Origin of the sequence: Streptomyces sp. A3M-1-3, assembly GCF_024213665.1 — a bacterium.
Lineage (GTDB): Bacteria > Actinomycetota > Actinomycetes > Streptomycetales > Streptomycetaceae > Streptomyces.
This window is the reverse complement of record NZ_JANAVP010000034.1, coordinates 33,166-53,232: the sequence shown is the minus strand read 5'-3', so window position 1 is coordinate 53,232 and position 20,067 is coordinate 33,166. Positions and strand designations below refer to the sequence as shown.

The following is a 20,067-nucleotide window of genomic DNA, read 5'->3' as shown; positions in this document are numbered from 1 at the left end:
CCGGGCGATGGCGTCGGCCCGTCACTGGGTGTAGTCCTTGAGTCTCTCGGTCTTCAGTGTGATGCCGACGGGTCCGGGGAACGGGACCGTCGCGCCGAACGGATGGGAGGTTCGCTTTCGGTACCGGCCCTTCTCCGGCTCGCTGTAGACGGAGAGGGTGTTCGTGTCGCGGTCGACCAGGACGTGGACGGGGATGCCTGCCGCCGCGTAGCCGTCGCGTTTCGCGATCTGGCAGCGGCGGTCGTTGCCCGGGGTGCGGAGGGTCACCTCGACTGTCATCAGAAAGCCGTTGGGGTCGGACCACCCCCCGTGTCCTGCCAGCTGGCCGTCGTGAGCGAGGGCGCCGTCCGGCCGGACACGGTCCTCCAGAAGGCCACCGCTCTTCAGGCCCAGGTACGGATAGAGGCTCAGGTCAGGGCGCAGGTACAGGCACTGCCTGAGCAGCCACACGACGATCGCACCGTGGTTGCCGTCGTGTGGAGGCTTCACCTCCAGTTTCCCGTCGATGAACTCCAGCCACACCGTCTCCGGCGCGGCATGCGCGAGTTCCTCGAACTCGGCTACGAGCATCTGCGGGCGGTCGACGGTCACGTGCGGGTCCCTTCCGGGATGCGGGCTGCGGTGCGGACGCGCGTGGCGTGGGCTTGAACCTCGGCCGGGGTCAGGCCCCCGGTGGTGGCGGGTGGTGCCTCGCGGCGGCATGTGCGGCAGAGGCCGCCCGCGAGCGCTTCGGGGCGTCCTGGGGCGCGGCATTCCGTGCATTCCAGGGTGCGGAGGGGGGCCGGGCGCTGCGGTGTGGGGGCGGGCTGCGGTCGGTGCGGCGGGAGTTTCGTGGTCAGCCGGGCACGGGCGATCCCGGCCGGGTGATGGACCGGTACGGGCAGGCCGGCCGTCAGCGCATGCAGCAGCTCCGCCTCGGTCGCGCCACGCGCCAGCCACTCGGCGGCCAGCGGTTCCAGGGCGGTGCAGTCCGCCGCCGAGAGCGTCATGGCGGGTTCGGTGCGGCCGAGGGAGGCGAGGACGGCGTACGCGCGGGTGCGCGGCGGCCGCTCCTGGTGGGGAGGGGGCTGCTCCTGGGGGACGTTGCCGGTGGTGAACGCCGCCCACCACGCGTCGTCCCTGGCCGTACGGGAGAAGAACGTGCGGGTCACCCAACGCGGGCTGCCCGTGGTGTCGGTGAGGTGCTCCTTGCCCCAGCGCATGTGCCCGGCTTCCGACAGGCGGCGGAGGGCCGTGCGTACGGCGCACTGGCCGTAGTCCGGCAGGACCTTGGCCAGGGTCTTCACGGAGATGTCCGCGCCCTCGGGGAGCCGGTCGATGTACGCGGCGATGGCGGCCTCCCGGCGGGGGAGGTGCGCGAAGTCGTCGGCGCGGTGGGGGCGTTGGTCGGGTGCGTTGCGCTTGCCGTAGCCCGGATTGGCGAGGGGGTGTGCGGGGGCGTGCGGGGCAGCACTAAGCTGGTCTACAGCCATGAGATCGAGCCTCGTTCGATCGTGTTGGTCAAACCCTCGTCGGTGGTGACACACCGGCGGGGGTTGTTCGTTATGCGGGCACGCTAGACCGCCGCAACGCTTTGTGGCAAGCGGGTCACGGAAAGTCATCCGCGCTGGTATACGCGGGAGTTGGGCGGGTGGGTGGGTAGTACCCACCGCCCATTCCGCTGAAAGAGGGCTCGGGCTCCGAGGCTTGAGCCCCGGGCCGGATCAGGGGGCCCTGAGCTGCCCGTTCTTGACGGCGGAGACGAACGACGACCACGAGCCGGCCCGGAACACGAGCGCCGGGCCGAGCTGGGCTTTCGAGTCCCGGACGGGGACGATGCCGGAGAGGTTGTCGGCGACCTCGACGCAGTCGCCGCCGCTGCCGTCGCTGTAGCTGGACTTGCGCCACTCGGCGGCACCGGGGAAGTCCTCTGCGACCTCCACGCAATCGCCGCCGCTGCCGCCGCTGTAGCTGGACTTGCGCCAGTGGGCGGTACTCAGGTCGTACTCAGTGCTCGTCATGCGCGTAGTCCTCCGACGCCGACTCGATCAGGGCCACGGACGCTTCCGGTGACAATGCGCTGGCCCCGACAAGATCGTAGGACAGTTCATAGCGTGCCACCGTTGGCGGATCGTCCATCAACTGCCCAGTTCCCAGGCCCTGAAGGTACGCCAGCGGTGGCGCATCGGTGAAGCTCATTAACTTGAGCGAGCCTTCCAGCGCCATGTGGGCGCCTGCCACGAAGGGCAGCACCTGCACGATGATCCGGTGTCGGCGTGCCAGCCCGGCGATGTGGCGCAGGGCCTCCGCCATGACCCGCCTGCCGCCCACCGCCCGCCGCAGCACCGCCTCGTCGAGTACCGCCCACAACATGGGGGTTGTTGGATCGTCGAGGAGTCGCGCCCGCTCCAGCCTGGCCGCGACGAGCTCGTCGATGACCTCCTCGGGGGCGGTCGGCTGAAACGCCCGGAACACCGCCCGCGCATACGCCTCCGTCTGCAACAGCCCCGGGATCAGGAGCGGTGCGTACTCCTTGATCTGCTGCGCCACGGCCTCCGCCTCCGCCGCCTCGGCGAAGTGATCCGGGTACTTCGACTTCGTCGCCGCCTTGCAGTTGCGGGTGAAGAAGCCGTCCGTACCCAGGATCTGGTCTATCTGGCGGGCGTACTCGGGCTGCATCCGGCGCGTGCCCGTCTCCAGTTGGCCGATGAACGAGCCGCTCACGAACAGCGGCCGGCCCAGTTCGTCCTGGGTCAGGCCGGCCTTCTCGCGCTTGTGGCGTAACTCCGCGCCGAGCAGTGCCCGTGGCGAGGAGGACGGATCGAGTTTCCTGGGTCCCGGCATGGCAGCTCCCAACTCCTGGTCCATCGAGCGGGGTTGTTGGACCCCCACTCTTTCCAAGGTAGCGGCGAACTGGACACGCTGAGTACGCAAATCAACTACTCAGGGTGGAGGGAACTGGCGATGACCGGGAGAGTGCGGGAGGCGGAGGAGGCCACCGAGCAACTGCGGGCCGGGCTGGCGGCGGTGGGGGTCACCCTGCCGTCGCTGCGGATCGAGCCGGTGTCCAGTGCGGGCCACGAACCCGCACCGCTCATCGACCTCGGCCGCTGCAACCTGGCCACCGCCCGCCGGCTCGCCGCCGTACTCGAAGGGCGGCAGCCGTGAAGCCGGAGCGTGGCTCGTACGCCATCGACGGCCGGGACGGGCGGATCGGACAGGTCATGGGCGAAGAGGGCTCGTACGTCCAACTGCGCCCACCGGGCGGCGGCGTCGAGTGGGACTGCCCACCGGAGGCGCTGAGCCCTGCCCCGCCGGGGGCGGTGCTCAGGGCTCGGGTGACCGAGTTGAACCGGGAGAGGCGGCTGCCATGAACCGGGTCCGTTGTCAGTGGCGCGTGGGAGCGTAACGGTATGGGACTTTCGATCCGATTCAACCGTGATGAGGCAACTGGCCAGTGGACCGCCGTCGGCGACGACGGGGCCAGGTCGGTCACCGTACGGGCGGATACGCATGACGAGGCAGCGGCCCTCGCGCAGGAGGCGTTCGGGCTCACCGCCTACCGGCCGGATCCACCGCCACCGCCCGGTTGGCAGCGCTTCAACCTGATTCACTGCCCGGTCGCGGAACACCCGGCCTTCGACGACCCCCGGTACGACGCGATCAAGGCCAGTCCGCCCGAGGGCTGCACGGTGAAGGACTTCGACTACTTCGGCCTGAAGTGCGTGCGACCTGGCGCCACGCTGCTGGAGGCGGTGGCGGACCTGTGCGCCGAGATCAGGGCCGAGCACGGGCTGCTCATGACCGACCTCGGCATCGAGAAGCTGTGGGAGTGGTCCGAGGACGGCACCGACGGATGGGGTGCGGAAATCGTGGGGCAGCTACTCCTGATGGCCGCCGAGCGTGGGCCAAGGCTCGGTTACAGCGTCGACGACCTGGTGCGCTTCCTGCGCACTGCGGCCGAGGCGCCGGAGGGAGGAGCCGTATGACGAGGGGTGCTCTTTTCTCGTTGCGTACGGTCTGTAGCGGGCGCTACCGTCGCTTCATGAAGCAGCTCAACATCCGCATCGATGACGCTACGTACGCCGAGCTGGAGAAGCGGGCTGCCGGGGCCCATATGACACCGGCGGACTACGCCCGCGCGCTCCTCGCCGACGACGTCAATGAGCAGCGCAACCGTTTCCTGGCGTATGCCGCGCACTTCTCCGAGCAGTGGGGGCCGTACTTCGAGGCCGAGTACGGACCGTATCCGAAGAAGGCCGGGAACAACGGGACCGAAGCCGCGTGATCATGCACATCGACCGGGCCTGGCTGCTCGACCTAGCTGCCCAGCACCTCCGGGCAGACCCTGATGTCACCGATTACGGCTCGCTCGCGGCGGCCGTCGCGAGGCATGCCGACGTGGTGATAGACGGTCCGGTCTACGCGGAGCCGCATCATCGTGCGGCCGCGCTGCTGCACCAGTTGGTGCGGGTTCCGGCACTGGGGTTCGCCAATGAGCAATTCGCCGCGGTGGTCGCCGCGGCGTATCTGACGCTGAGCGGGAAGCAGGTGGTCGTCGATGCCAAGGGCGCCGATGCGTTGATCCGCCGGGTGGTCGACGGGCTCGACCTAAGGGCTACTGCTGCCCAGATGCGGTCGTGGATTGCCGGCTGAGTGAGCTGGACGCCGGGAGGGCAGGGTTAGACCGTGGCCCGTTCGCTCGGCTCGGCGGGGGATTCGGAGGCCGGGGATGACTCGTCCGCGTTCAGGTCGAGCAGCATCCGCTTGCTGAAGCCGAAGAAGTACGTCGCGACGAACCCGGCCACGTACCCCGCCAGGAGCCCCGTCGCGTAGACAGCGATGGTCGTGACCATGCCCTGGCCGCCCGCGAGTAGCGGGAACAGCGCCCAGCCGGACGGGCCGATTGCCGTCGAGCCGACCGTTTCGCCCAGTTGGTGGAGGAGGCCGACGCAGCCGCCGCCGAACGCGCCGCCGACGCAGGCTGTGATGAAGGGGCGGCCGAGGGGGAGCGAGACGCCGTAGATGAGGGGTTCGCCCACACCCAGGAAGCCGGCCGGGAGGGCGGATCTGATCGTCGTGCGGATCGAGGTGTTGTTCCGGAGACGGACGTAGACCGCTGCCGCTGCGCCGACTTGGCCCGCACCCGCCATGGCGAGGATGGGGAGCAGGACGGTGAAGCCCTGCTGCTCGATCAGGGTGGTGTGGATCGGGATCAGGGCCTGGTGCAGGCCCAGCATGACCAGGGGGAGGAAGAGTCCGCCGAGGACGAAGCCCGCGAACGCGCCGCCGGAGGACAGGAGCCGGCTGGTGAAGTCGCCGATCGCGGCGGCGACCTCGCCGGCGACGAACATCAGGCCGTAGACCGTGACCAGGCCGGTGAGGAGGATGGTGAGGGTAGGGGTGACCAGGACGTCCAGGGCCTCGGGGATCCGACGGCGGCACCATCGTTCGACGTATACCGCGAGGACGGCCGCGGCGAGTGCGCCGAGTACGCCGCCCTGGCCGGGGGAGAGCTTCTGGCCGAACGCGGTGACGTTGGCGATGCCCGGGAAGACGATGATCGCGGCTACCGCGCCGCCCAGGATCGGCGTACCGCCGAACTCCTTCGCCGTGGTGTAGCCGACGAAAACGGGGATCAGTGACATGAAGCCGGACGCGAGGGCCGTGAGCGCCGGGACCAGGGCAGGGGCCCAGGCGAGGTTCCGGAGGAGGCCGGCCAGGCCGGCGATGATGCCGCAGCCGATGAGGGCCGGGATGAGCGGGACGAAGATGTTCGCGATCCGGCGCAGGAGCAGTTTGAGGGGCGTTGCGTTCTTGGCCTTGCGAGCCGCCTTGAGTGTGGCGCCCTGCTCGGCGAGGGCCTCGGCGGTCACCCCGCCGGCAGTTAGCGGGCCTGCGGCCACCCGGCCGACAGTTACCGGGCCTGCGGTCACCGGGACGCCCGCGGGCGCTGCCGAGCCTGCGGCTGCCGCGCCCGCAGCCACCAGCGCCTCGAACGCCGGGGTGACGCGGGCGACCGTACCCGGGCCGAGCACGATCTGGTACGTGTCGTCCTCGACCACCCCGAGGACCCCGGGCAGTGCGCGCAGCGCCTGGTCCTGGACCAGTGTGCGGTCGTACAGGCCGAGGCGTAGGCGCGTCATGCAGTGGGCTACGGAGGTGACGTTCGACGCGCCGCCCACCAGGGGGAGGAGTGCGGCGGCGGTTGCCTGGTGGGTTTCCGGTCCACGGTCTGGTGCCATGGGCCCGATCCTGCGGGCGGTGTGCCGGTGGCGCGGCCGACGCGCCGGACGACGCTGGCCAGTACCGCTGTTCGCGCTAAGACTTGATCCGTAATTCACCAGGGGGTGAGCTGCGGGTTGCAGCCGGGGCGGTGTTCGGGCTTTCCGGCGTAGTTACGCTGACGGCGTGGCTCATCCGGGGTTGCTCGGGACCGCTGTCCGGCGGTTCGGGGAGCAGAGGTCTCACGGCGTTGCCGTGGGACTGCCGCATGGCCGGCACCGTGAACGGTGGTCTGGCTCGGTGCGGTTGACTCCCGCAGGGCTTCTTCCAGCCCTTCTGCAAAGGTGATCTGTGCGTGCCGGGACGCGGTGGTGTCCAGGTACGCCGTCTTGGGGTCGTCTACGTCGGTGAAGCGGACGAACGCGGCCAGGGCGGCGGATACGAGGTCGCGCTTCCCGGCGAGGCCGCACGCGATGCACTTGTGCTCACGGTCGCGCAGTGCCTTGGAGACGCGCTCGCCACACAGACAGTGCTGGGACAGGGCCGTTGACCAGGTGGAGGCCCGTACGAGACGGCCGCCCGCAGCCTGACATTCGCGGTCGAGTGCCGAGATCAGCAGGCCGGGGGTGGTCTGGGCAAGGCGCTTGCCCCACAGCCGGTACCAGGTGCGGATGTCGCAGTCCTCCACGACGAGCACGGGGCCGTGGGCGGCGATGATCTCACGCGCCACGGCGCGGGCGCGGTGGCAGCGGTGCTCGGCGGCCGATGCGGCGGCTTCGGCCTGGCGGGCGCGCAGTTCCCGGTAGCCGGTGGAGATCCGGTCGCGGCGGAACGCCTGCTTCGGCACCCCATCGACGCGGGCAGCGCGTGCACCGCCGGGCACGGCGACGGCCTTGGTCGTGAGGCCCTTGGCCGCCCGGCGCTCGGCGCGCTTGACCTGCCTCTTCGACAGGCCGTACTGCGCGGTGTTCGTCGCCCGGCGGGAGCGCTCCAAAGCTCGCGCATGGCCGCGCCGCTTCTTCGCCTCCCGCTCCAGAAGTGTCCGTTCCCCGGGACTGAGGGTGATCTCGGTGGAGGCCGGGGTGCCGTCGGCGGGGGTCAGGTTGGCAGGGAAGGAGACGACGGAGACGTTGGAGACGTTGCCGTCCACGCCGCCGATCCGGTCCAGGGCGGCAGCCTGCTCGCGCATGGCGCGCACCGAAGGCGCGGTGTAGCCGGGGCCGAGGATCATCAGGTGCGCCTCGTACACCCAGCCGCCCGGCGCGGATGCCTTGCGGCGGCGTACGAGATCGATTTTGTGCCAGCGGCCGGGGTTGGCGAGGAAGTGTTCGACACGCTTCCACTGGCCGGGCTGCTGCGGGATGCGCACGGGCAGCACGAGGTCACCCCTGCTCCCGTCGGGTCCGCCCGCGAATACCACGGCGAGGGGGCCGGTGTGGTCCCACCAGGTCGCCTTCCGGCTGCCTGGCTTTCCCGAGGCGGTGGCCTTTCCCGTGGGCACGGTGCCGGACGGCAGCTCGGGGGCGGGCATCCGGCGGGGCTGCTGCATGGGGTGCCGGCCGCCGTCGGTGTAGGCCATGGCGTGGCCGTGGAGGGTGCCGACCAGGCGGAAGGTCTCCCACTTGTGGTCGGTGGTGTGGGAGCGGGCGCGGCCGGGGATGCGGGTGAAGTCGTGCCGGCGGCCGATCTTCGGGCGGCCGTGCCGCTTGCCTGTGGCGTCGGCGAACAGGTGCCGCTGCACGCCGTTCCACACCTCGTCGGCCATGTGCATGGCCAGGGCCTTGGAGGCGTGGTACTTCAAGTGCCTCGAGTCTTCGAGGTGCTTGTATGCGCACCGCTCCAGCGCCTCACGGGACAGGCCGAGGCGCTATCCGCCGCCAGCACCGCAGGCGCGGCGACACCATCAACGACACCACCCGCGCCGTCGCCGTCCTCCACAACCTCAAGATCGACTGCGCGCGTAATTGACGGAACACCTCTTAGCGTTTCTCGCCGCGCGCCTCCAGTGCCGCCCGCAGATGGCCCCCGGACGCGGCGAGGAGCGCGGCGGCCGTCGGCCCGTCGACTCCGGCGAGGAGGACCAGGATCGCGTCCTTGACCTCTCCGCCGGTGGCGGCGAGGGCCTTCTCGATGTCCTCGTCCGACGCTTCCGTCGCCAGCGCGACGATGCGGCGCGAGCGGGCGCGCAGCTTCTCGTTGGAGGCGCGGACGTCGACCATCAGGTTCCCGTACGTCTTGCCGAGCCGGATCATCGTGACGGTCGAGATCATGTTGAGGACGAGCTTCTGCGCCGTGCCTGCCTTGAGGCGGGTTGACCCGGTGAGCAGCTCGGGGCCGACGACGACCTCGATGCCGTGTTCGGCGGCCGTGGCGAGTGCGGAACCCGCGTTGCAGGACAGGCCGATGGTGAGTGCCCCCCTTGCGCGGGCGTGCTCGACCGCGCCGATCGCGTACGGGGTGCGGCCGGAGGCTGAGATTCCGACGACGGTGTCGTCCGCGGTGAGGGCGAGCGCGTCCAGGTCGCCCGCGGCCAGCTCCTTGCTGTCCTCGGCGCCCTCGACAGCGGTGACCATCGCCGTGGGCCCGCCCGCGATCAGGCCGAGCACCTCGCTCGGGTCGGTGTTGAAGGTGGGCGGGCACTCGCTCGCGTCCAGGACGCCGAGGCGGCCGGCGGTGCCGGCGCCCGCGTAGATCAGGCGGCCGCCGCGGGCCATCCGGGCGGCGGTGCCGTCGATCGCGGCGGCGATCTGCGGGAGCTGTGCGGCGACGGCGGCCGGGACGGTGGCGTCCTCCGCGTTCATCGTCCGCGCGATGTCGAGGGTGGACAGCCGGTCGATCTCGGCGAGTTCGGGCCGGAAGGCCTCGGTGGTGAGGGTGTCGAGCTGGGCGCGCAGCTCCGAGTGGTCCGTGCTGGGGGTCATCTGGGGCCGTTCTCTCTGCTTTCTGGTTCCAGCCGGTGGTCAGCGGCTCGTGCGGGGGCTGTGGCGGTGGGCGAGCGCCTCGTAGGAGGCGGCCAGCGCGGGGGCGGCCGTCTCGTACGTACGCTGCGCGACGCCGATGAACAGGCAGTCCACCACCAGGAGTTGGCTGGTCCGGCTGGACATGGCGGCCGGGCGCAACTCGCTCTCGCGGGCGGTGGAGGTGGTGAGTACGTGGTCGGCGTACTGGGACACCGGACCGTCCGGACGGCCGGTGATGGCCACGGTCGTCGCCCCCTGCTCGAAGGCCGCGCGCAGCGGTTCGATGACGTCGCCGGTGGAGCCGGAGTGGGTGATGGCGATGGCGACGTCACCGGCGCGCAGCTGCACGGCGTTGGTGACGGCCAGGTGCGGGTCGGCGTGCGCGTGCGCGATCAGGCCGATGCGCAGCAGCTTCTGGGCCAGGTCCATGCCGACGAGGGAGGACGCGCCGACGCCGTAGATGTCGATCCGGCGGGCGGCCGCGAGCGCGGTGACGGCGGCGCCCAGTTGGGTGGTGTCCAGGCCGGCCGCGGTGTCCGCGAGGGTCTGCTGCTCGTCGTACGCGAGCTTGGCGACGACATCGGCTATCGGGTCGTCCACCGCGATGTCCGCGGTGACGGACGGGGCCCGGCCGGACTGCTGCTGGGCGGCGAGGCCGGCGAGCGCGAGGCGCAGGTCGCGGTAGCCGGGGTAGCCGAGGATGCGGGCGGTGCGGACTACGGTGGCCTCGCTGGTGCCGGTGAGTTCGGCGAGACCGGTGACCGTGAGGGCCGCGCAGCCTGCCGGGTCGCCCGCCACGGCTTCGGCGACCCGCTGCATGGAGCGGGTCATGGACGGCACGAGCGTACGCACCTTGGCCGCGAGGGCGGCCGGCGCGGGCGGGGCGGCCTGTCTTGTAAAAGTTTCCTTCACCTCATTGGTCACTCCTGAAAGATATTTTCAGGCTTCGGGCGCGTCAACCCCCCAATGGTCCTGACCTGTGGCAGGCCTTCGTCTCCGCGCCCCGGAAGGGTGACAATTGGTCCATGGAACCGCCCGACCCTTCCCCGCCCGCGCCCTCCGGCCTGGAGAAGGCCCTGCACGCCGCCCGCGCCCTCGTCCTGGCCGACCTCGTCGCGGGCCGGGTCGCCGAGGCCGACGTCGTCTCGATGGTCGAGGACTCGGTGGTGCACCGCCGCTGGTGGGCCGAGCAGTGGCCGGAGGGCGTCGACTACGTCATCGGCCTCATCGCCCAGGACGTCCAGGACGCGCTGCTGGAGAAGTACGGGCGATGGCCGCTGTGCCCGGTATGCGCGGCCGGCGAACCCCATGCGCTTGACGTGGAACCGGAGTTGGGCCCCAACCCGCACTGGGTGTGCGGCAAGGCGGGCGTGGTCGTCTCGTCCGTCGGCGCGCTCGGTAGGGTGCTGGGCCGGTGACGCCCCGGTGACGCTCTACATCGATCCGCCCACCTGGCCGGGTCACGGCCGGATGTGGTCCCATCTGGTCAGCGATGTCTCGTACGAGGAACTGCACGCCTTCGCAGCCGCCATCGGCTGCCCGCCGCGAGCGTTCGAGCGGGACCACTACGACATTCCGTCGCACCGGTACGAGGACGCGGTGCGGGCGGGCGCGGTGGAGGTCGGCAGCAAGGAACTGGTGCGCAGGCTCACCGCGGCGGGGCTGCGCAGACCGAAGGGGCGGCCGGCGCCGTAGGCCGTCCGGCCGGGGCATCGGGACTTGCGGGGCACGGGAGGGCACGGGGCATGGGGCAAGGGTGGGGGTTCGCGGTTGCGAGCACGCGGGTGGCTTGGGCCGGCGGTGCGATGGCTGGCGCGTGCCGGCCGACACGCCGGTGACGGATCCCTGACGGGTGGTTGGCGGGGCGCGGCGGGGTCTGTCGGGGCGCGTCCGCTCAGACGGGGGTCTGCTCCGTTGCGGCTTCCGAGGACGAGGAGCGGGACCGCGAGACGATGCGGGAGCCGGGGGTGCGCTGGAGACGCAGTGCTGTGGCGGCCAGTCCGATCGCCACCACCGTCATCGCCGCGCCCGCCCACGCGGTCGACGCGAACCCGAGGCCGGCGTCGATGACGGTGCCGCCCAGCCAAGGGCCGCCGGTGTTGCCGAGGTTGAAGGCCGCCGTGGTGGTGGCCGCCGCGAGGGTCGGGGCGGCGCCTGCGACGTTGAACATACGGGCGTTCAGGGCAGGGGCCGTGTAGAAGGCGGAGACGCCGAGCAGGAACGAGAGCGCGATGACGGCGACCTGGTTCGACGCGAACAGGGCGAGGGCGACCAGGAACACCGTGGAGGCAGTGATACCGCTCAGCAGCACCCCGAACATGTGCGCGTCGGCGACCCGGCCGCCGATCGTCGTACCCACGAGCGCGCCGATACCGAAGAGCGCGAGGACGGTCGGCACCCAGCCCGAGTCCAGGCCGGCGACGTCCGTCAGCAACGGGGCGAAGTAGCTGAACGCGCAGAAGACGCCGCCCGCCGCGAGCGCGATGACCGAGACTGACAGCCACACCTGCCGGTCGCGGTAGATGGTCAACTCACGCCTGAGCTTCGGCTTCTCGTCCGGGAGCGGAATGCGGGGGATCAGCGTGACCACGCCGACGAGGGCGACGGCGGAGGCCGCGCCGACGGCCCAGAACGCCGAACGCCAGCCCAGGTGCTCACCGAGGAACGCGCCCGCCGGGACGCCGAGGACGTTGGCGATGGACAGCCCGCCGATCATGACGGCCATGGCCCGGGCGCGGGAGCTGAACGGCACCATGGCGATGGCGACAGCCGCCCCGACGGCCCAGAAACCGGCACACGCCAGGGCGCTGACCACGCGGGAGGCGAAGAGCAGTTCGTACGAGGGCGCGAGCGCCCCGGCGACCTGGCCCAGCCCGAAGAGGGAGATCAACGCGACCAGGGTCGTCTTGCGGGGGAGCCGGAGGGTGGCTACGGCGAGCAGCGGCGCGCCGACGACCATGCCGATCGCGAAGGCGGAGATCAGCAGCCCGGCCTGCGGGATGGTGACGTCCAGGTCGGCGGCGATGGGCGGCAGCAGCCCGGACAGCATGAACTCGCTGGTCCCGAGCGCGAAGACGGAGAGCCCGAGGATGTGGACGGCCAGGGGCATACGGGTGCGGTCCGCGCGGGTGCGGTCTGCGCGTGCGGCGGGTTCGGCGGCGGGTTCGGCGTCGGGTTCAGCGGTTTCGGGCATGACAGGTACCAACCGTGGATTGGTACCTGACATTCCGGGTGGCGGGGGTGTCTCAGATGGTGGGCCGGAGGGGGCCGCAAGAGCCGGGGTGCGTGGTGCGGGGTAATCCGGGGCCGCCCGGTTTGCGACGCAGGAGCGGCCCGGAGCCGCCATAATCCCGCCTAGCTAGGGCGGCGCCATCGCCGAAGCACTCGCTCCCGGCCAAGCCCAACCGCCCCCGCCCACCGGCCTGGCGGCCGCTGAGCCCGGCCGGGCCCACCACGCAGTGATCGCGCCGCCCCACACTCACGAGGGCCGGGCCCCCATTCCTGCGCTATCCCCCGCCGAGGGACCCCCTCGCCGGCGGCCATGCGCGTTATGCCGTCAGCAGGTCCAGTTCCGTGGTGAGGTTCCGGCGGGCCCTTTCCTCCCACTGCTCCTGGCCGTACTGCGTACGGAACAGCGTCCGCAGTGCCAGGAGCTGGCGCAGGACCGCCACCCGGCCCTCGCGGAACGCGTCGTCCGGCACGAAGCCGTACTCCTCGCGGACCGCGGACGCGTACGCCGCGTACGTCTTCGGGTCCGCCGCCAGGATCGCCAGGTCCGCGTCGCACAGGACCTCGCCGTTCGCGTCGCCCGGCTGCGGGTCGTGGGTGACCGTGAGCCGGACGAGCCGGGCGACCTCGGCCGTACGGGCCTCGTCGAGGCCCAGCTCGGGCAGGGCGCGCTCGGCCAGGGCCGCGCTGCGCTCCTCGTTCTCCGAGCGGTCCGGGCGGTAGACCGCGTCGTGGAACCAGGCCGCGAGCCGGACGACGTCCACGTCGTCCGCGTACTCCGCCAGCTCGTCGACACGCGCGAGCACCGCCAGCAGGTGGTCGGTGGTGTGGTACCGCCGCTGCGGCTCGGCCCAGCGAGCGAGCAGGTTGTCGGCGTACCGGTCCGCGTCGGCGCGGAGCGTCGCGTCGGGTACCGCCGACGCCCAGCGGCGGCGGAGGTCTTCGTATGCGGGGTGCTCGGCCATGCCGCCCATTGTGGCCCGCCGCTCGGGGTGTCCCCTAGGGTGGTCATTGGACTAGACCTATATCCGGTACGGCCGGAACGTCTTCCCTAAGAAATGGGGTCACATGAGCAACCGTGCAGTCCTGGAGGTGATCGCCCTCAACGCTGAGGACGCCGTCGCCGCCCAGGCCGGTGGTGCGGACCGCCTTGAGCTGGTCACCGAAATGGCCGCCGACGGGCTCACACCGTCGCGCGAAACCGTCGCCGCGATCCGGGCCGCCGTCGACATTCCGCTGCGCGTGATGCTGAGAGCGGCGGACGGCTTCGCCGCCGGGGACGTCGATGCCCTCGTACGAGATGCGCAGGCGCTGCGGGCCGAGGGTGCGGAGGAGTTCGTGTTCGGCTTCCTGGACCCGGACGGCACACCGGACCTGGTCACGGTGGAACGGCTCGTCGCGGTGTTGGAGGGGTGCCGGTGGACGTTCCACCGGGCGATCGACCGGGCCCGCGATCGCGATGCGCTGCGGAAGCAGCTCGCGGAGCTGCCGGGCCTCGACGCGTACCTCACCGCCGGGGCGGCGGCGGGGGTGGACGCGGGGCTGCCCGTACTCCTCGCGGAGGCGGCGCGGCGGGGGAAGCCCGGCTACGAGCCGCAGATCCTGGTCGGGGGCGGCCTCCGCCTGGACCACCTGCCGGTGCTGCGGGCGGCGGGGCTGGACGCGTTCCACATCGGCGGCGCGGCGCGGCCGGGCGGCTGGTCGGCGCCGGTCGACGCGGCGGCGGTCGCGGAGTGGCGCGAGGCGGTGGGCTGACGGGCACTCCCGAGTCCACCGGCGTGAAGACCCCCAGGTTCACGGGGTCGCCAACTGCGGGGGCAGGGGGGTTCGGTGGAGGACTGTCAGGCCTGATACCGCTCGGGTCAGGGCAACGTACAGGCGGCGCAGGCCCGTTCGTTCGTCCGGTTCGCCGTCCACCACCGCCGACGGCTCGTCCAGTACCACGTAGTCGTACTCCAGGCCCTTCGCCAGCGACGCCGGGACCAGCGTGAGGCGGGACGCCGCGGTCGTCTCCTCGCCCGGTGAGAGGTACGTGTGGCCCGCCGCCGACAGTGCCTCCGTCAGGGCCGGGATGCGGGCGTCGGCCGCGATCAGGCCGATGGAGCCCTCGTGGCGCAGCGACTCCTTGCACGCGGCGACCACCGCGGTGTCCAGGTCCGCGACCTGCCGCACCTCCAGTGAGCCCGGCGTCTCGCGGACCGAGGAGACGGGCGCCAGACCGGGGGAGATCGTCGGCAGGAGGCGGGACGCGTACGCGATGACCTCGCGCGGCACGCGGAAGCCCGCCGTGAGTTCCTCGACGGCCGCGTCCGGTTTGCCCAGGTGGGCCAGGGCCTCCGCCCAGCTCTCGGTCGCCCACGGCGTCGTACCCTGCGCCAGGTCGCCGAGGACCGTCGCGGAACCGGTCGTGCAGCGGCGGCCCACCGCCCGGTACTGCATCGGGGACAGGTCCTGCGCCTCGTCGAGGACGACATGGCCGAGGGAGTGCGTGCGGGAGACGAGATCCTGCGCCTCGTCGATCAACACCGCGTCCGCCGAAGACCACTTGGCCGCTCTCGCGCTGCGGGCCGGCTTGGTGGAGAGGATCGCCTTCTGCTCGTCGGGGGACAGGACACCCTCCGCCTGGGCGGCGAGGAAGTCCGGGTCGGAGAGCAGCCGGTGGACCAGCTTCGCCGGGTCCACCGGTGGCCAGATCGCCTTGACCGCCGCCTTGACCGCGGGGTTTCGCGCCACCGCGTCCTGGATCCGGTCGTCCGGGGCCTCGCCCGCCTGCTCCATCCGCACCAGTACCGCGTGTGCGATGCGCTGCGGGAGGGCGTCGCGGGCGGCGCCGTAGCGGATGTCCCGGGCGAGCAACTCACCCACGATCTCCTCGAGTTCGTACGCCGGGATCCGCCACCGGCGCGAGCCGCGGACCACCACGACCGGCTCGGTGGGGACGCTCACGTGCGAGCGGACCGCGCGGCGCAGGACTTCGGCCATCCTCGCGTCGCCCTTGATGACCGCCGCCGCGGGGTCGTCCGTGCCGCGCACCTCCACGTGCGTCGCGACGAGATCGTCGACCGTCGACTGCCTGACCTCCAACTCGCCGAGCGCGGGCAGCACTTGCTCGATGTAGTGGAGGAAGGACCGGTTCGGTCCGATGACGAGCGTGCCGGTGCGGGCCAGCCGTTCCCGGTGGGCGTAGAGCAGGTACGCGACCCGGTGCAGGCCCACGGCTGTCTTTCCGGTGCCCGGGCCGCCCTGTACGCAGACGCTGCCGGACAGGCCCGACCGTACGATCTCGTCCTGCTCGGGCTGGATCGTCGCGACGATGTCCCGCATCGGACCGACGCGGGGGCGTTCGATCTCGGCCTGGAGCAGCTTGCTGGTCTGTGCCGCCTCTGTGGGGTCGGTGAGGTGCTCGTCCTCGTACGCCGTGAGGTCGCCGCCCGTGTAACCGAAGCGGCGGCGCAGCGCGATGTCCAGCGGGTCCTTCTTCGAGGCCCGGTAGAAGGGCTGCGAGACGGGCGCGCGCCAGTCGATGACCATCGGGTCGCCGTCGGAGTCGTGGACGTGCCGGCGTCCGATGTAGAACTGCTCGCCCCCGGCACCTTCCGCCAGCTCCCTGCCCGGTGCGTGCAGATAGTCGAGGCGGCCGAAGAACAGCGGGGTGTGGGTGAGGTCGGCGAGCGCCTTGATGCGGTCTTCGATCTGCGACTGGAGGACCGCGGCGTTCACCCAGTTCGCGGTGACGTCGCGGATGTCGAGCGACTCGACATCCTCGCGCATCGCGCGCAGCGCGGCGCGGGAGGCGGCGAGGTGGGCACGCTCGCGGGCCAGGGGGTCGGGGCCGAGTGGGGATGTGGGGGCGTGCGCGGGCACGGTGTTGCCTCCGGCGTGAGCATGCGGGCAGGGGCGCCGGCCGGTTTCCGTCCGGCCGGCGGCGCTCCCCCGGCTGCTGTGGGCAGCGCGGTTCGGGAGGCGGCAAGACGGGCGATTCTAGCCAGTGGGCGATGACCGGGCGAATGAATATCCCGCGTATGGCCCGTACCGCTCCGGTAGGGGGCGTGTGTCTCCCGTAGGGGACGCGTCGGTCCTAGGGGGTACTCGTCCCGACCCGAGGTCAGGTCCATAGACCGACGCTTTTCGCAAGTCGGAAACCCATCATGGAAACATGAGCAGTGCAGCCTTCAACCCAGCCCAGGCCGGCCCCCACCGCGGCGCGACCGCGGCCTCCGGCACCCACCACCCCCACCGCCTCGGCGACGCCCTGCGTGCCGTCAAGGTCTTTGCCTCCGCCGCGTTCGGCGTGATCGTCCTCGGTGAGTACGCCGAAGAGGCCGGCGTCATACGCCACTGGTCCCTGGTCCCTGGTCCCTGATCTCTGTTACCTGATCCACGGGATTTGAAGGGGATCCACTAGGGTCACGCGCGTGACCCGGAGCCGCATCGTTACCCGCCCCTTCCTGCTCGCATCGGGCGTACTGTTCGCAGGCTCCCTTGCCGCGCTCGCCGTGCTGTGCATCGTCCAGCGCATTCCCATGGCCGACACCCTTGTCTACCGCGCGGAGGGTGCGGCGGTCGCCAACGGCACCGACCTGTACGGCTTCACGGTCACCAAGTGGAACCTGCCCGCCACCTATCCGCCATTCGCCGCGATCCTCTTCGTTCCGACCACTTGGCTGCCCGTCGACGCGCTCAAGATCGTCTTCGTTGCCGGGAACGCCGCGCTCCTCGCGCTCCTCGTCCACCTCTCCTGCCGGTTCGCACGGCTCCCCGCCCGCCCCGGGATGGTGCTGGCCGCGACGGCGTTCGGGCTGTGGCTGGAGCCCGTCTTCCAGACCCTCCTGTTCGGCCAGATCAACCTCGCCCTGACCTGCCTCGTCCTCTGGGACCTGGCCCGCCCGGACGGCGCGCTCGGCAAGGGCTTCGCGCTCGGCATCGCGGCCGGCGTCAAGCTCACCCCGGCGATCTTCATCGTCTACCTGCTGCTGACCGGCCGGGTACGGGCCGGTCTGACCGCCCTCGCCTCCTTCACCGGCACCGTGCTGCTCGGGGCGCTCGTCCTGCCCGGGGCCAGCGTCGACTTCTGGACCCGGCGGATCTTCGAGACCGACCGCGTCGGCAAGCCGTGGATCGTCGACAACCAGTCGCTGCAGGGCCTGCTGTCCCGCGTCCTGCACACGCCCGAGCCGGGTCTCCTCTGGGTGGCCCTCGCGGTGGCCACGGGCGTCGGCGGTCTCTGGCTGGCCCGCCGGGTGGCCGTCCGGGACGGCCGGGAGACCTGGGGCGTCCTGATCACCGCCCTCACGGCGCTGCTCGTCTCGCCCATCAGCTGGTCCCACCACTGGGTGTGGTGCGTACCGCTGCTCGCGGTCCTGGTGGCGGAGGGCTACGTACGCACGGCCGCCGCGGTCGGCGCGGTCTTCACCGCCCGCACGCTGTGGCTCGTACCGCACCAAGGCGATCTCGACCTCCAGCTGCCCTGGTGGCAACAGCCCCTGGCGTCGCCCTACCCCCTGCTCGCCGCCGGCCTCCTGCTCCTCGCCGCTTGCGCACCGGCCCCCGCACGGCCGGTCCCGGGGCAGCGCGGCGTGCGGCCGCAGGTACCCGTACGGAATGAGTACGCGCGCCGCGCGAAGTGAGTACCCGGCCGGGCGAGCCCGTGGCTACGCGGGCTCGACGGCCGAGATCCGGTACCGGCTCACCTCCGCGTCGCGGATCGCGGCCGCCTGCTCCGGCTCCGGACCCGACCCGCGGAACGCCATCAGCTGCTCGTCCGACTCCCACCGCTCGTACACATTGATCCGGCCCGGCTCGGCCAGATCGGCGGACAGGGCGAAGTCGAAGCAGCCGGGCGCGGCCCGCGCCTGCTCGACGACGGTGCGGCAGCCGGCCAGGTACGCGTCGCGCGCGGCAGGATCGACGTACAGCTTTCCGGACACGATGATCACGGCGCTCCTTCCAGAGGTCTCACCTCTACAGACCGTCGGACTGCCCCGGACTCATCGCTCGCCGGCCAGCAGTTCGTCCGCGTCCACGATCCGGTACGCGTAGCCCTGCTCGGCCAGGAACCGCTGGCGGTGCGCCGCGAAGTCCTGGTCGATCGTGTCGCGCGCGACCACCGAGTAGAACCGGGCCTCGTGGCCGTCCGCCTTCGGACGCAGCACCCGGCCCAGCCGCTGGGCCTCCTCCTGCCGGGACCCGAACGTGCCCGACACCTGGATCGCGACCGTCGCCTCCGGCAGGTCGATCGAGAAGTTCGCGACCTTCGACACCACCAGCACGCTGATCTCGCCCTGCCGGAACGCCTCGAAGAGCTTCTCGCGCTGCGCGTTGCTCGTCTCGCCCTTGATGACCGGGGCGTCGAGATGCTCGCCGAGCTCGTCCAGCTGGTCGATGTACTGCCCGATGACCAGCGTCTGCTCACCCCGGTGCTTGGCGACCAGGGCCTCCGTCACGTTCCGCTTGGTCTCGGTCGTCGCGCAGTAGCGGTACTTCTCCTCGGTCTCCGCGGTCGCGTACGCCAGGCGCTCGCTCTCCGTCAGGTTGACCCGCACCTCGACACAGTCCGCGGGCGCGATGTAACCCTGCGCCTCGATCTCCTTCCACGGCGCGTCGAAGCGCTTCGGGCCGATGAGCGAGAAGACGTCCGACTCGCGCCCGTCCTCGCGTACGAGCGTCGCCGTGAGGCCGAGCCGGCGCCGGGCCTGCAGGTCGGCCGTGAACTTGAAGACCGGCGCGGGCAGCAGATGCACCTCGTCGTACACGATCAGACCCCAGTCGCGGGAGTCGAACAGCTCCAGGTGCGGATAGATGCCCTTCCGCTTCGTCGTCAGGACCTGGTACGTCGCGATCGTGACCGGCCGGATCTCCTTGCGCGTACCGCTGTACTCGCCGATCTCGTCCTCGGTCAGCGAGGTCCGCTTCACCAGCTCGTGCTTCCACTGCCGGGCGGACACGGTATTCGTGACCAGGATCAGCGTGGTCGCCTTGGCCTGCGCCATCGCCCCGGCGCCGACCAGGGTCTTGCCGGCCCCGCAGGGCAGCACCACGACCCCGGACCCGCCGTGCCAGAACCCTTCGACGGCCTGCTTCTGGTAGGCGCGCAGCGCCCAGCCGTTCTCCGCCAGCTCGATGGGGTGCGCCTCGCCGTCCACGTACCCGGCGAGGTCCTCGGCCGGCCAGCCCAGCCTCAGCAGCGTCTGCTTGATCTGACCGCGCTCGGAGGGATGCACGGCGACGGTGTCCGGGTCGATCCGGGCCCCGACCAGGGGCTGGACCTTCTTCGACCGCAGGATCTCCTCGAGGACGGGCCGGTCGGTGGTGGTCAGCACGAGCCCGTGGGTGGGGTGCTTGGAGAGCGTGAGCCGCCCGTACCGGGCCATCGTCTCGGCGACGTCCACGAGCAGCGCGTGCGGCACGGGGTACCGGGAGAACTCCACGAGCGCGTCCACGACCTGCTCGGCATCGTGCCCGGCGGCGCGGGCGTTCCACAGGCCGAGAGGCGTCACCCGGTACGTATGAATGTGCTCGGGCGCGCGCTCCAGCTCGGCGAAGGGCGCGATGGCACGGCGGCAGGCGTCAGCCTGCTCGTGGTCGACTTCCAGGAGCAGAGTCTTGTCACTCTGGACGATGAGGGGTCCGTTCAACGCTCAGCCCTTTCCCGCACTGATCGGCCGGTACGGCCAAA

24 protein-coding genes are annotated in these 20,067 nt (G+C 71.3%); 11 read left to right on the top strand and 13 right to left on the bottom strand.

Features of this window, described 5'->3' with window-relative positions; all coding sequences use genetic code 11:
* Nucleotides 1-21: 21 nt before the first annotated feature.
* The 4 genes from NLX86_RS29345 to NLX86_RS29330 all read right to left on the bottom strand — a co-directional run bounded on the left by NLX86_RS29345 (nt 22) and on the right by NLX86_RS29330 (nt 2,823).
* Nucleotides 22-591 carry a Uma2 family endonuclease gene (locus tag NLX86_RS29345; RefSeq protein ID WP_308409659.1) on the bottom strand — a complete coding sequence of 190 codons (570 nt, stop codon included), beginning with the start codon at nt 589-591 and terminating at the stop codon, nt 22-24.
* Nucleotides 588-1,472, bottom strand: coding sequence for a hypothetical protein (locus tag NLX86_RS29340; protein WP_254374825.1), 885 nt, complete (start codon nt 1,470-1,472; stop codon nt 588-590). Before NLX86_RS29340 ends, NLX86_RS29345 begins: the two co-directional genes overlap by 4 nt.
* Before the next feature lie 231 nt (nt 1,473-1,703).
* A complete protein-coding gene (locus NLX86_RS29335) occupies nt 1,704-2,000 on the bottom strand; it encodes a DUF397 domain-containing protein (protein ID WP_254374824.1) in 297 nt (98 codons plus the stop codon).
* On the bottom strand, nt 1,987-2,823 hold the full coding sequence (locus NLX86_RS29330; protein WP_254374823.1) for a helix-turn-helix transcriptional regulator: 837 nt from the start codon (nt 2,821-2,823) through the stop codon (nt 1,987-1,989). The genes NLX86_RS29335 and NLX86_RS29330 overlap by 14 nt, the downstream gene beginning before the upstream one ends.
* Nucleotides 2,824-2,943: 120 nt before the next feature.
* Here NLX86_RS29330 and NLX86_RS29325 point away from each other — a divergent pair, with 120 nt between their 5' ends.
* Genes NLX86_RS29325 through NLX86_RS29305 form a run of 5 tightly spaced genes read left to right on the top strand, consistent with a single transcriptional unit; the run spans nt 2,944 to nt 4,635 of the window.
* Nucleotides 2,944-3,147, top strand: a complete 204-nt coding sequence (locus tag NLX86_RS29325; protein ID WP_254374822.1) for a hypothetical protein — start codon at nt 2,944-2,946, stop codon at nt 3,145-3,147.
* A complete protein-coding gene (locus NLX86_RS29320; protein ID WP_254374859.1) occupies nt 3,144-3,353 on the top strand; it encodes a hypothetical protein in 210 nt (69 codons plus the stop codon). The genes NLX86_RS29325 and NLX86_RS29320 overlap by 4 nt, the downstream gene beginning before the upstream one ends.
* A gap of 39 nt (nt 3,354-3,392) precedes the next feature.
* Entirely contained in the window at nt 3,393-3,968 is a 576-nt protein-coding gene (locus NLX86_RS29315) for a hypothetical protein (protein ID WP_254374821.1), read from the top strand.
* Nucleotides 3,969-4,024: 56 nt separating this feature from the next.
* Nucleotides 4,025-4,267: a hypothetical protein gene (locus NLX86_RS29310; protein ID WP_254374820.1), complete on the top strand. Its 243-nt coding sequence runs from the start codon at nt 4,025-4,027 to the stop codon at nt 4,265-4,267.
* 2 nt (nt 4,268-4,269) lie between these two features.
* On the top strand, nt 4,270-4,635 hold the full coding sequence (locus NLX86_RS29305; protein ID WP_254374854.1) for a fic family toxin-antitoxin system, toxin component: 366 nt from the start codon (nt 4,270-4,272) through the stop codon (nt 4,633-4,635).
* Nucleotides 4,636-4,661: 26 nt separating this feature from the next.
* Here the strand turns inward: NLX86_RS29305 and NLX86_RS29300 are convergent, their stop codons facing one another.
* Complete coding sequence (locus NLX86_RS29300) at nt 4,662-6,224, bottom strand: PTS transporter subunit EIIC (RefSeq protein ID WP_254374819.1); 1,563 nt, start codon at nt 6,222-6,224, stop codon at nt 4,662-4,664.
* Nucleotides 6,225-6,319: 95 nt separating this feature from the next.
* On the bottom strand, nt 6,320-8,005 hold the full coding sequence (locus NLX86_RS29295; RefSeq protein ID WP_254374818.1) for a transposase: 1,686 nt from the start codon (nt 8,003-8,005) through the stop codon (nt 6,320-6,322).
* Nucleotides 8,006-8,031: 26 nt separating this feature from the next.
* Here NLX86_RS29295 and NLX86_RS29290 point away from each other — a divergent pair, with 26 nt between their 5' ends.
* Entirely contained in the window at nt 8,032-8,172 is a 141-nt protein-coding gene (locus tag NLX86_RS29290) for a hypothetical protein (RefSeq protein WP_254374817.1), read from the top strand.
* Nucleotides 8,173-8,183: 11 nt separating this feature from the next.
* Here NLX86_RS29290 and murQ read toward each other — a convergent pair whose 3' ends face one another.
* Together murQ and NLX86_RS29280 are read right to left on the bottom strand one after the other, a co-directional pair.
* Entirely contained in the window at nt 8,184-9,125 is a 942-nt protein-coding gene (murQ, locus tag NLX86_RS29285) for an N-acetylmuramic acid 6-phosphate etherase (protein WP_254374816.1), read from the bottom strand.
* A gap of 39 nt (nt 9,126-9,164) precedes the next feature.
* Complete coding sequence (locus NLX86_RS29280; RefSeq protein ID WP_254374815.1) at nt 9,165-10,088, bottom strand: MurR/RpiR family transcriptional regulator; 924 nt, start codon at nt 10,086-10,088, stop codon at nt 9,165-9,167.
* A gap of 101 nt (nt 10,089-10,189) precedes the next feature.
* Between NLX86_RS29280 and NLX86_RS29275 the strand changes: the two genes are divergently transcribed.
* Both NLX86_RS29275 and NLX86_RS29270 read left to right on the top strand, forming a co-directional pair.
* On the top strand, nt 10,190-10,582 hold the full coding sequence (locus tag NLX86_RS29275; protein ID WP_254374814.1) for a hypothetical protein: 393 nt from the start codon (nt 10,190-10,192) through the stop codon (nt 10,580-10,582).
* 7 nt (nt 10,583-10,589) lie between these two features.
* Nucleotides 10,590-10,859, top strand: coding sequence for a DUF4031 domain-containing protein (locus NLX86_RS29270; RefSeq protein ID WP_254374813.1), 270 nt, complete (start codon nt 10,590-10,592; stop codon nt 10,857-10,859).
* 199 nt (nt 10,860-11,058) lie between these two features.
* Here the strand turns inward: NLX86_RS29270 and NLX86_RS29265 are convergent, their stop codons facing one another.
* Nucleotides 11,059-12,273 carry a Cmx/CmrA family chloramphenicol efflux MFS transporter gene (locus NLX86_RS29265; RefSeq protein WP_254374853.1) on the bottom strand — a complete coding sequence of 405 codons (1,215 nt, stop codon included), beginning with the start codon at nt 12,271-12,273 and terminating at the stop codon, nt 11,059-11,061.
* 439 nt (nt 12,274-12,712) lie between these two features.
* The gene (locus NLX86_RS29260) at nt 12,713-13,366 is read right to left on the bottom strand and encodes a hypothetical protein (protein WP_254374812.1); all 654 of its coding nucleotides are present in this window, start codon (nt 13,364-13,366) and stop codon (nt 12,713-12,715) included.
* Between the two features lie 94 nt (nt 13,367-13,460).
* Here NLX86_RS29260 and NLX86_RS29255 point away from each other — a divergent pair, with 94 nt between their 5' ends.
* Nucleotides 13,461-14,147 carry a copper homeostasis protein CutC gene (locus NLX86_RS29255; protein ID WP_254374811.1) on the top strand — a complete coding sequence of 229 codons (687 nt, stop codon included), beginning with the start codon at nt 13,461-13,463 and terminating at the stop codon, nt 14,145-14,147.
* 39 nt (nt 14,148-14,186) lie between these two features.
* Here NLX86_RS29255 and NLX86_RS29250 read toward each other — a convergent pair whose 3' ends face one another.
* Nucleotides 14,187-16,256 (bottom strand): ATP-binding domain-containing protein, encoded by a 2,070-nt coding sequence (locus NLX86_RS29250; protein WP_254374810.1) that lies wholly within the window; start codon nt 16,254-16,256, stop codon nt 14,187-14,189.
* A gap of 292 nt (nt 16,257-16,548) precedes the next feature.
* Here NLX86_RS29250 and NLX86_RS29245 point away from each other — a divergent pair, with 292 nt between their 5' ends.
* Nucleotides 16,549-16,755, top strand: coding sequence for a hypothetical protein (locus NLX86_RS29245; protein ID WP_254374809.1), 207 nt, complete (start codon nt 16,549-16,551; stop codon nt 16,753-16,755).
* Between the two features lie 52 nt (nt 16,756-16,807).
* On the top strand, nt 16,808-18,019 hold the full coding sequence (locus tag NLX86_RS29240; protein ID WP_374213989.1) for a glycosyltransferase 87 family protein: 1,212 nt from the start codon (nt 16,808-16,810) through the stop codon (nt 18,017-18,019).
* 24 nt (nt 18,020-18,043) lie between these two features.
* On the opposite strand, the gene NLX86_RS29235 is transcribed toward NLX86_RS29240, so the two are convergent.
* Nucleotides 18,044-18,328, bottom strand: coding sequence for an antibiotic biosynthesis monooxygenase family protein (locus NLX86_RS29235; RefSeq protein ID WP_254374808.1), 285 nt, complete (start codon nt 18,326-18,328; stop codon nt 18,044-18,046).
* Between the two features lie 51 nt (nt 18,329-18,379).
* Nucleotides 18,380-20,026 carry a DNA repair helicase XPB gene (locus NLX86_RS29230; RefSeq protein ID WP_254374807.1) on the bottom strand — a complete coding sequence of 549 codons (1,647 nt, stop codon included), beginning with the start codon at nt 20,024-20,026 and terminating at the stop codon, nt 18,380-18,382.
* Between the last annotated feature and the right edge of the window lie 41 nt (nt 20,027-20,067).

Excerpts from the sequence above, each read along its gene's own strand:
- NLX86_RS29340 (WP_254374825.1), bottom strand. The coding sequence starts at position 1,472 with ATGGCTGTAGACCAGCTTAGTGCTGCCCCGCACGCCCCCGCACACCCC.
- NLX86_RS29335 (WP_254374824.1), bottom strand. The coding sequence starts at position 2,000 with ATGACGAGCACTGAGTACGACCTGAGTACCGCCCACTGGCGCAAGTCC.
- NLX86_RS29330 (WP_254374823.1), bottom strand. The coding sequence starts at position 2,823 with ATGCCGGGACCCAGGAAACTCGATCCGTCCTCCTCGCCACGGGCACTG.
- NLX86_RS29325 (WP_254374822.1), top strand. The coding sequence starts at position 2,944 with ATGACCGGGAGAGTGCGGGAGGCGGAGGAGGCCACCGAGCAACTGCGG.
- NLX86_RS29315 (WP_254374821.1), top strand. The coding sequence starts at position 3,393 with ATGGGACTTTCGATCCGATTCAACCGTGATGAGGCAACTGGCCAGTGG.
- NLX86_RS29310 (WP_254374820.1), top strand. The coding sequence starts at position 4,025 with ATGAAGCAGCTCAACATCCGCATCGATGACGCTACGTACGCCGAGCTG.
- NLX86_RS29305 (WP_254374854.1), top strand. The coding sequence starts at position 4,270 with ATGCACATCGACCGGGCCTGGCTGCTCGACCTAGCTGCCCAGCACCTC.
- NLX86_RS29300 (WP_254374819.1), bottom strand. The coding sequence starts at position 6,224 with ATGGCACCAGACCGTGGACCGGAAACCCACCAGGCAACCGCCGCCGCA.
- NLX86_RS29290 (WP_254374817.1), top strand. The coding sequence starts at position 8,032 with ATGCGCACCGCTCCAGCGCCTCACGGGACAGGCCGAGGCGCTATCCGC.
- murQ (WP_254374816.1), bottom strand. The coding sequence starts at position 9,125 with ATGACCCCCAGCACGGACCACTCGGAGCTGCGCGCCCAGCTCGACACC.
- NLX86_RS29275 (WP_254374814.1), top strand. The coding sequence starts at position 10,190 with ATGGAACCGCCCGACCCTTCCCCGCCCGCGCCCTCCGGCCTGGAGAAG.
- NLX86_RS29265 (WP_254374853.1), bottom strand. The coding sequence starts at position 12,273 with ATGCCCCTGGCCGTCCACATCCTCGGGCTCTCCGTCTTCGCGCTCGGG.
- NLX86_RS29260 (WP_254374812.1), bottom strand. The coding sequence starts at position 13,366 with ATGGGCGGCATGGCCGAGCACCCCGCATACGAAGACCTCCGCCGCCGC.
- NLX86_RS29255 (WP_254374811.1), top strand. The coding sequence starts at position 13,461 with ATGAGCAACCGTGCAGTCCTGGAGGTGATCGCCCTCAACGCTGAGGAC.
- NLX86_RS29245 (WP_254374809.1), top strand. The coding sequence starts at position 16,549 with ATGAGCAGTGCAGCCTTCAACCCAGCCCAGGCCGGCCCCCACCGCGGC.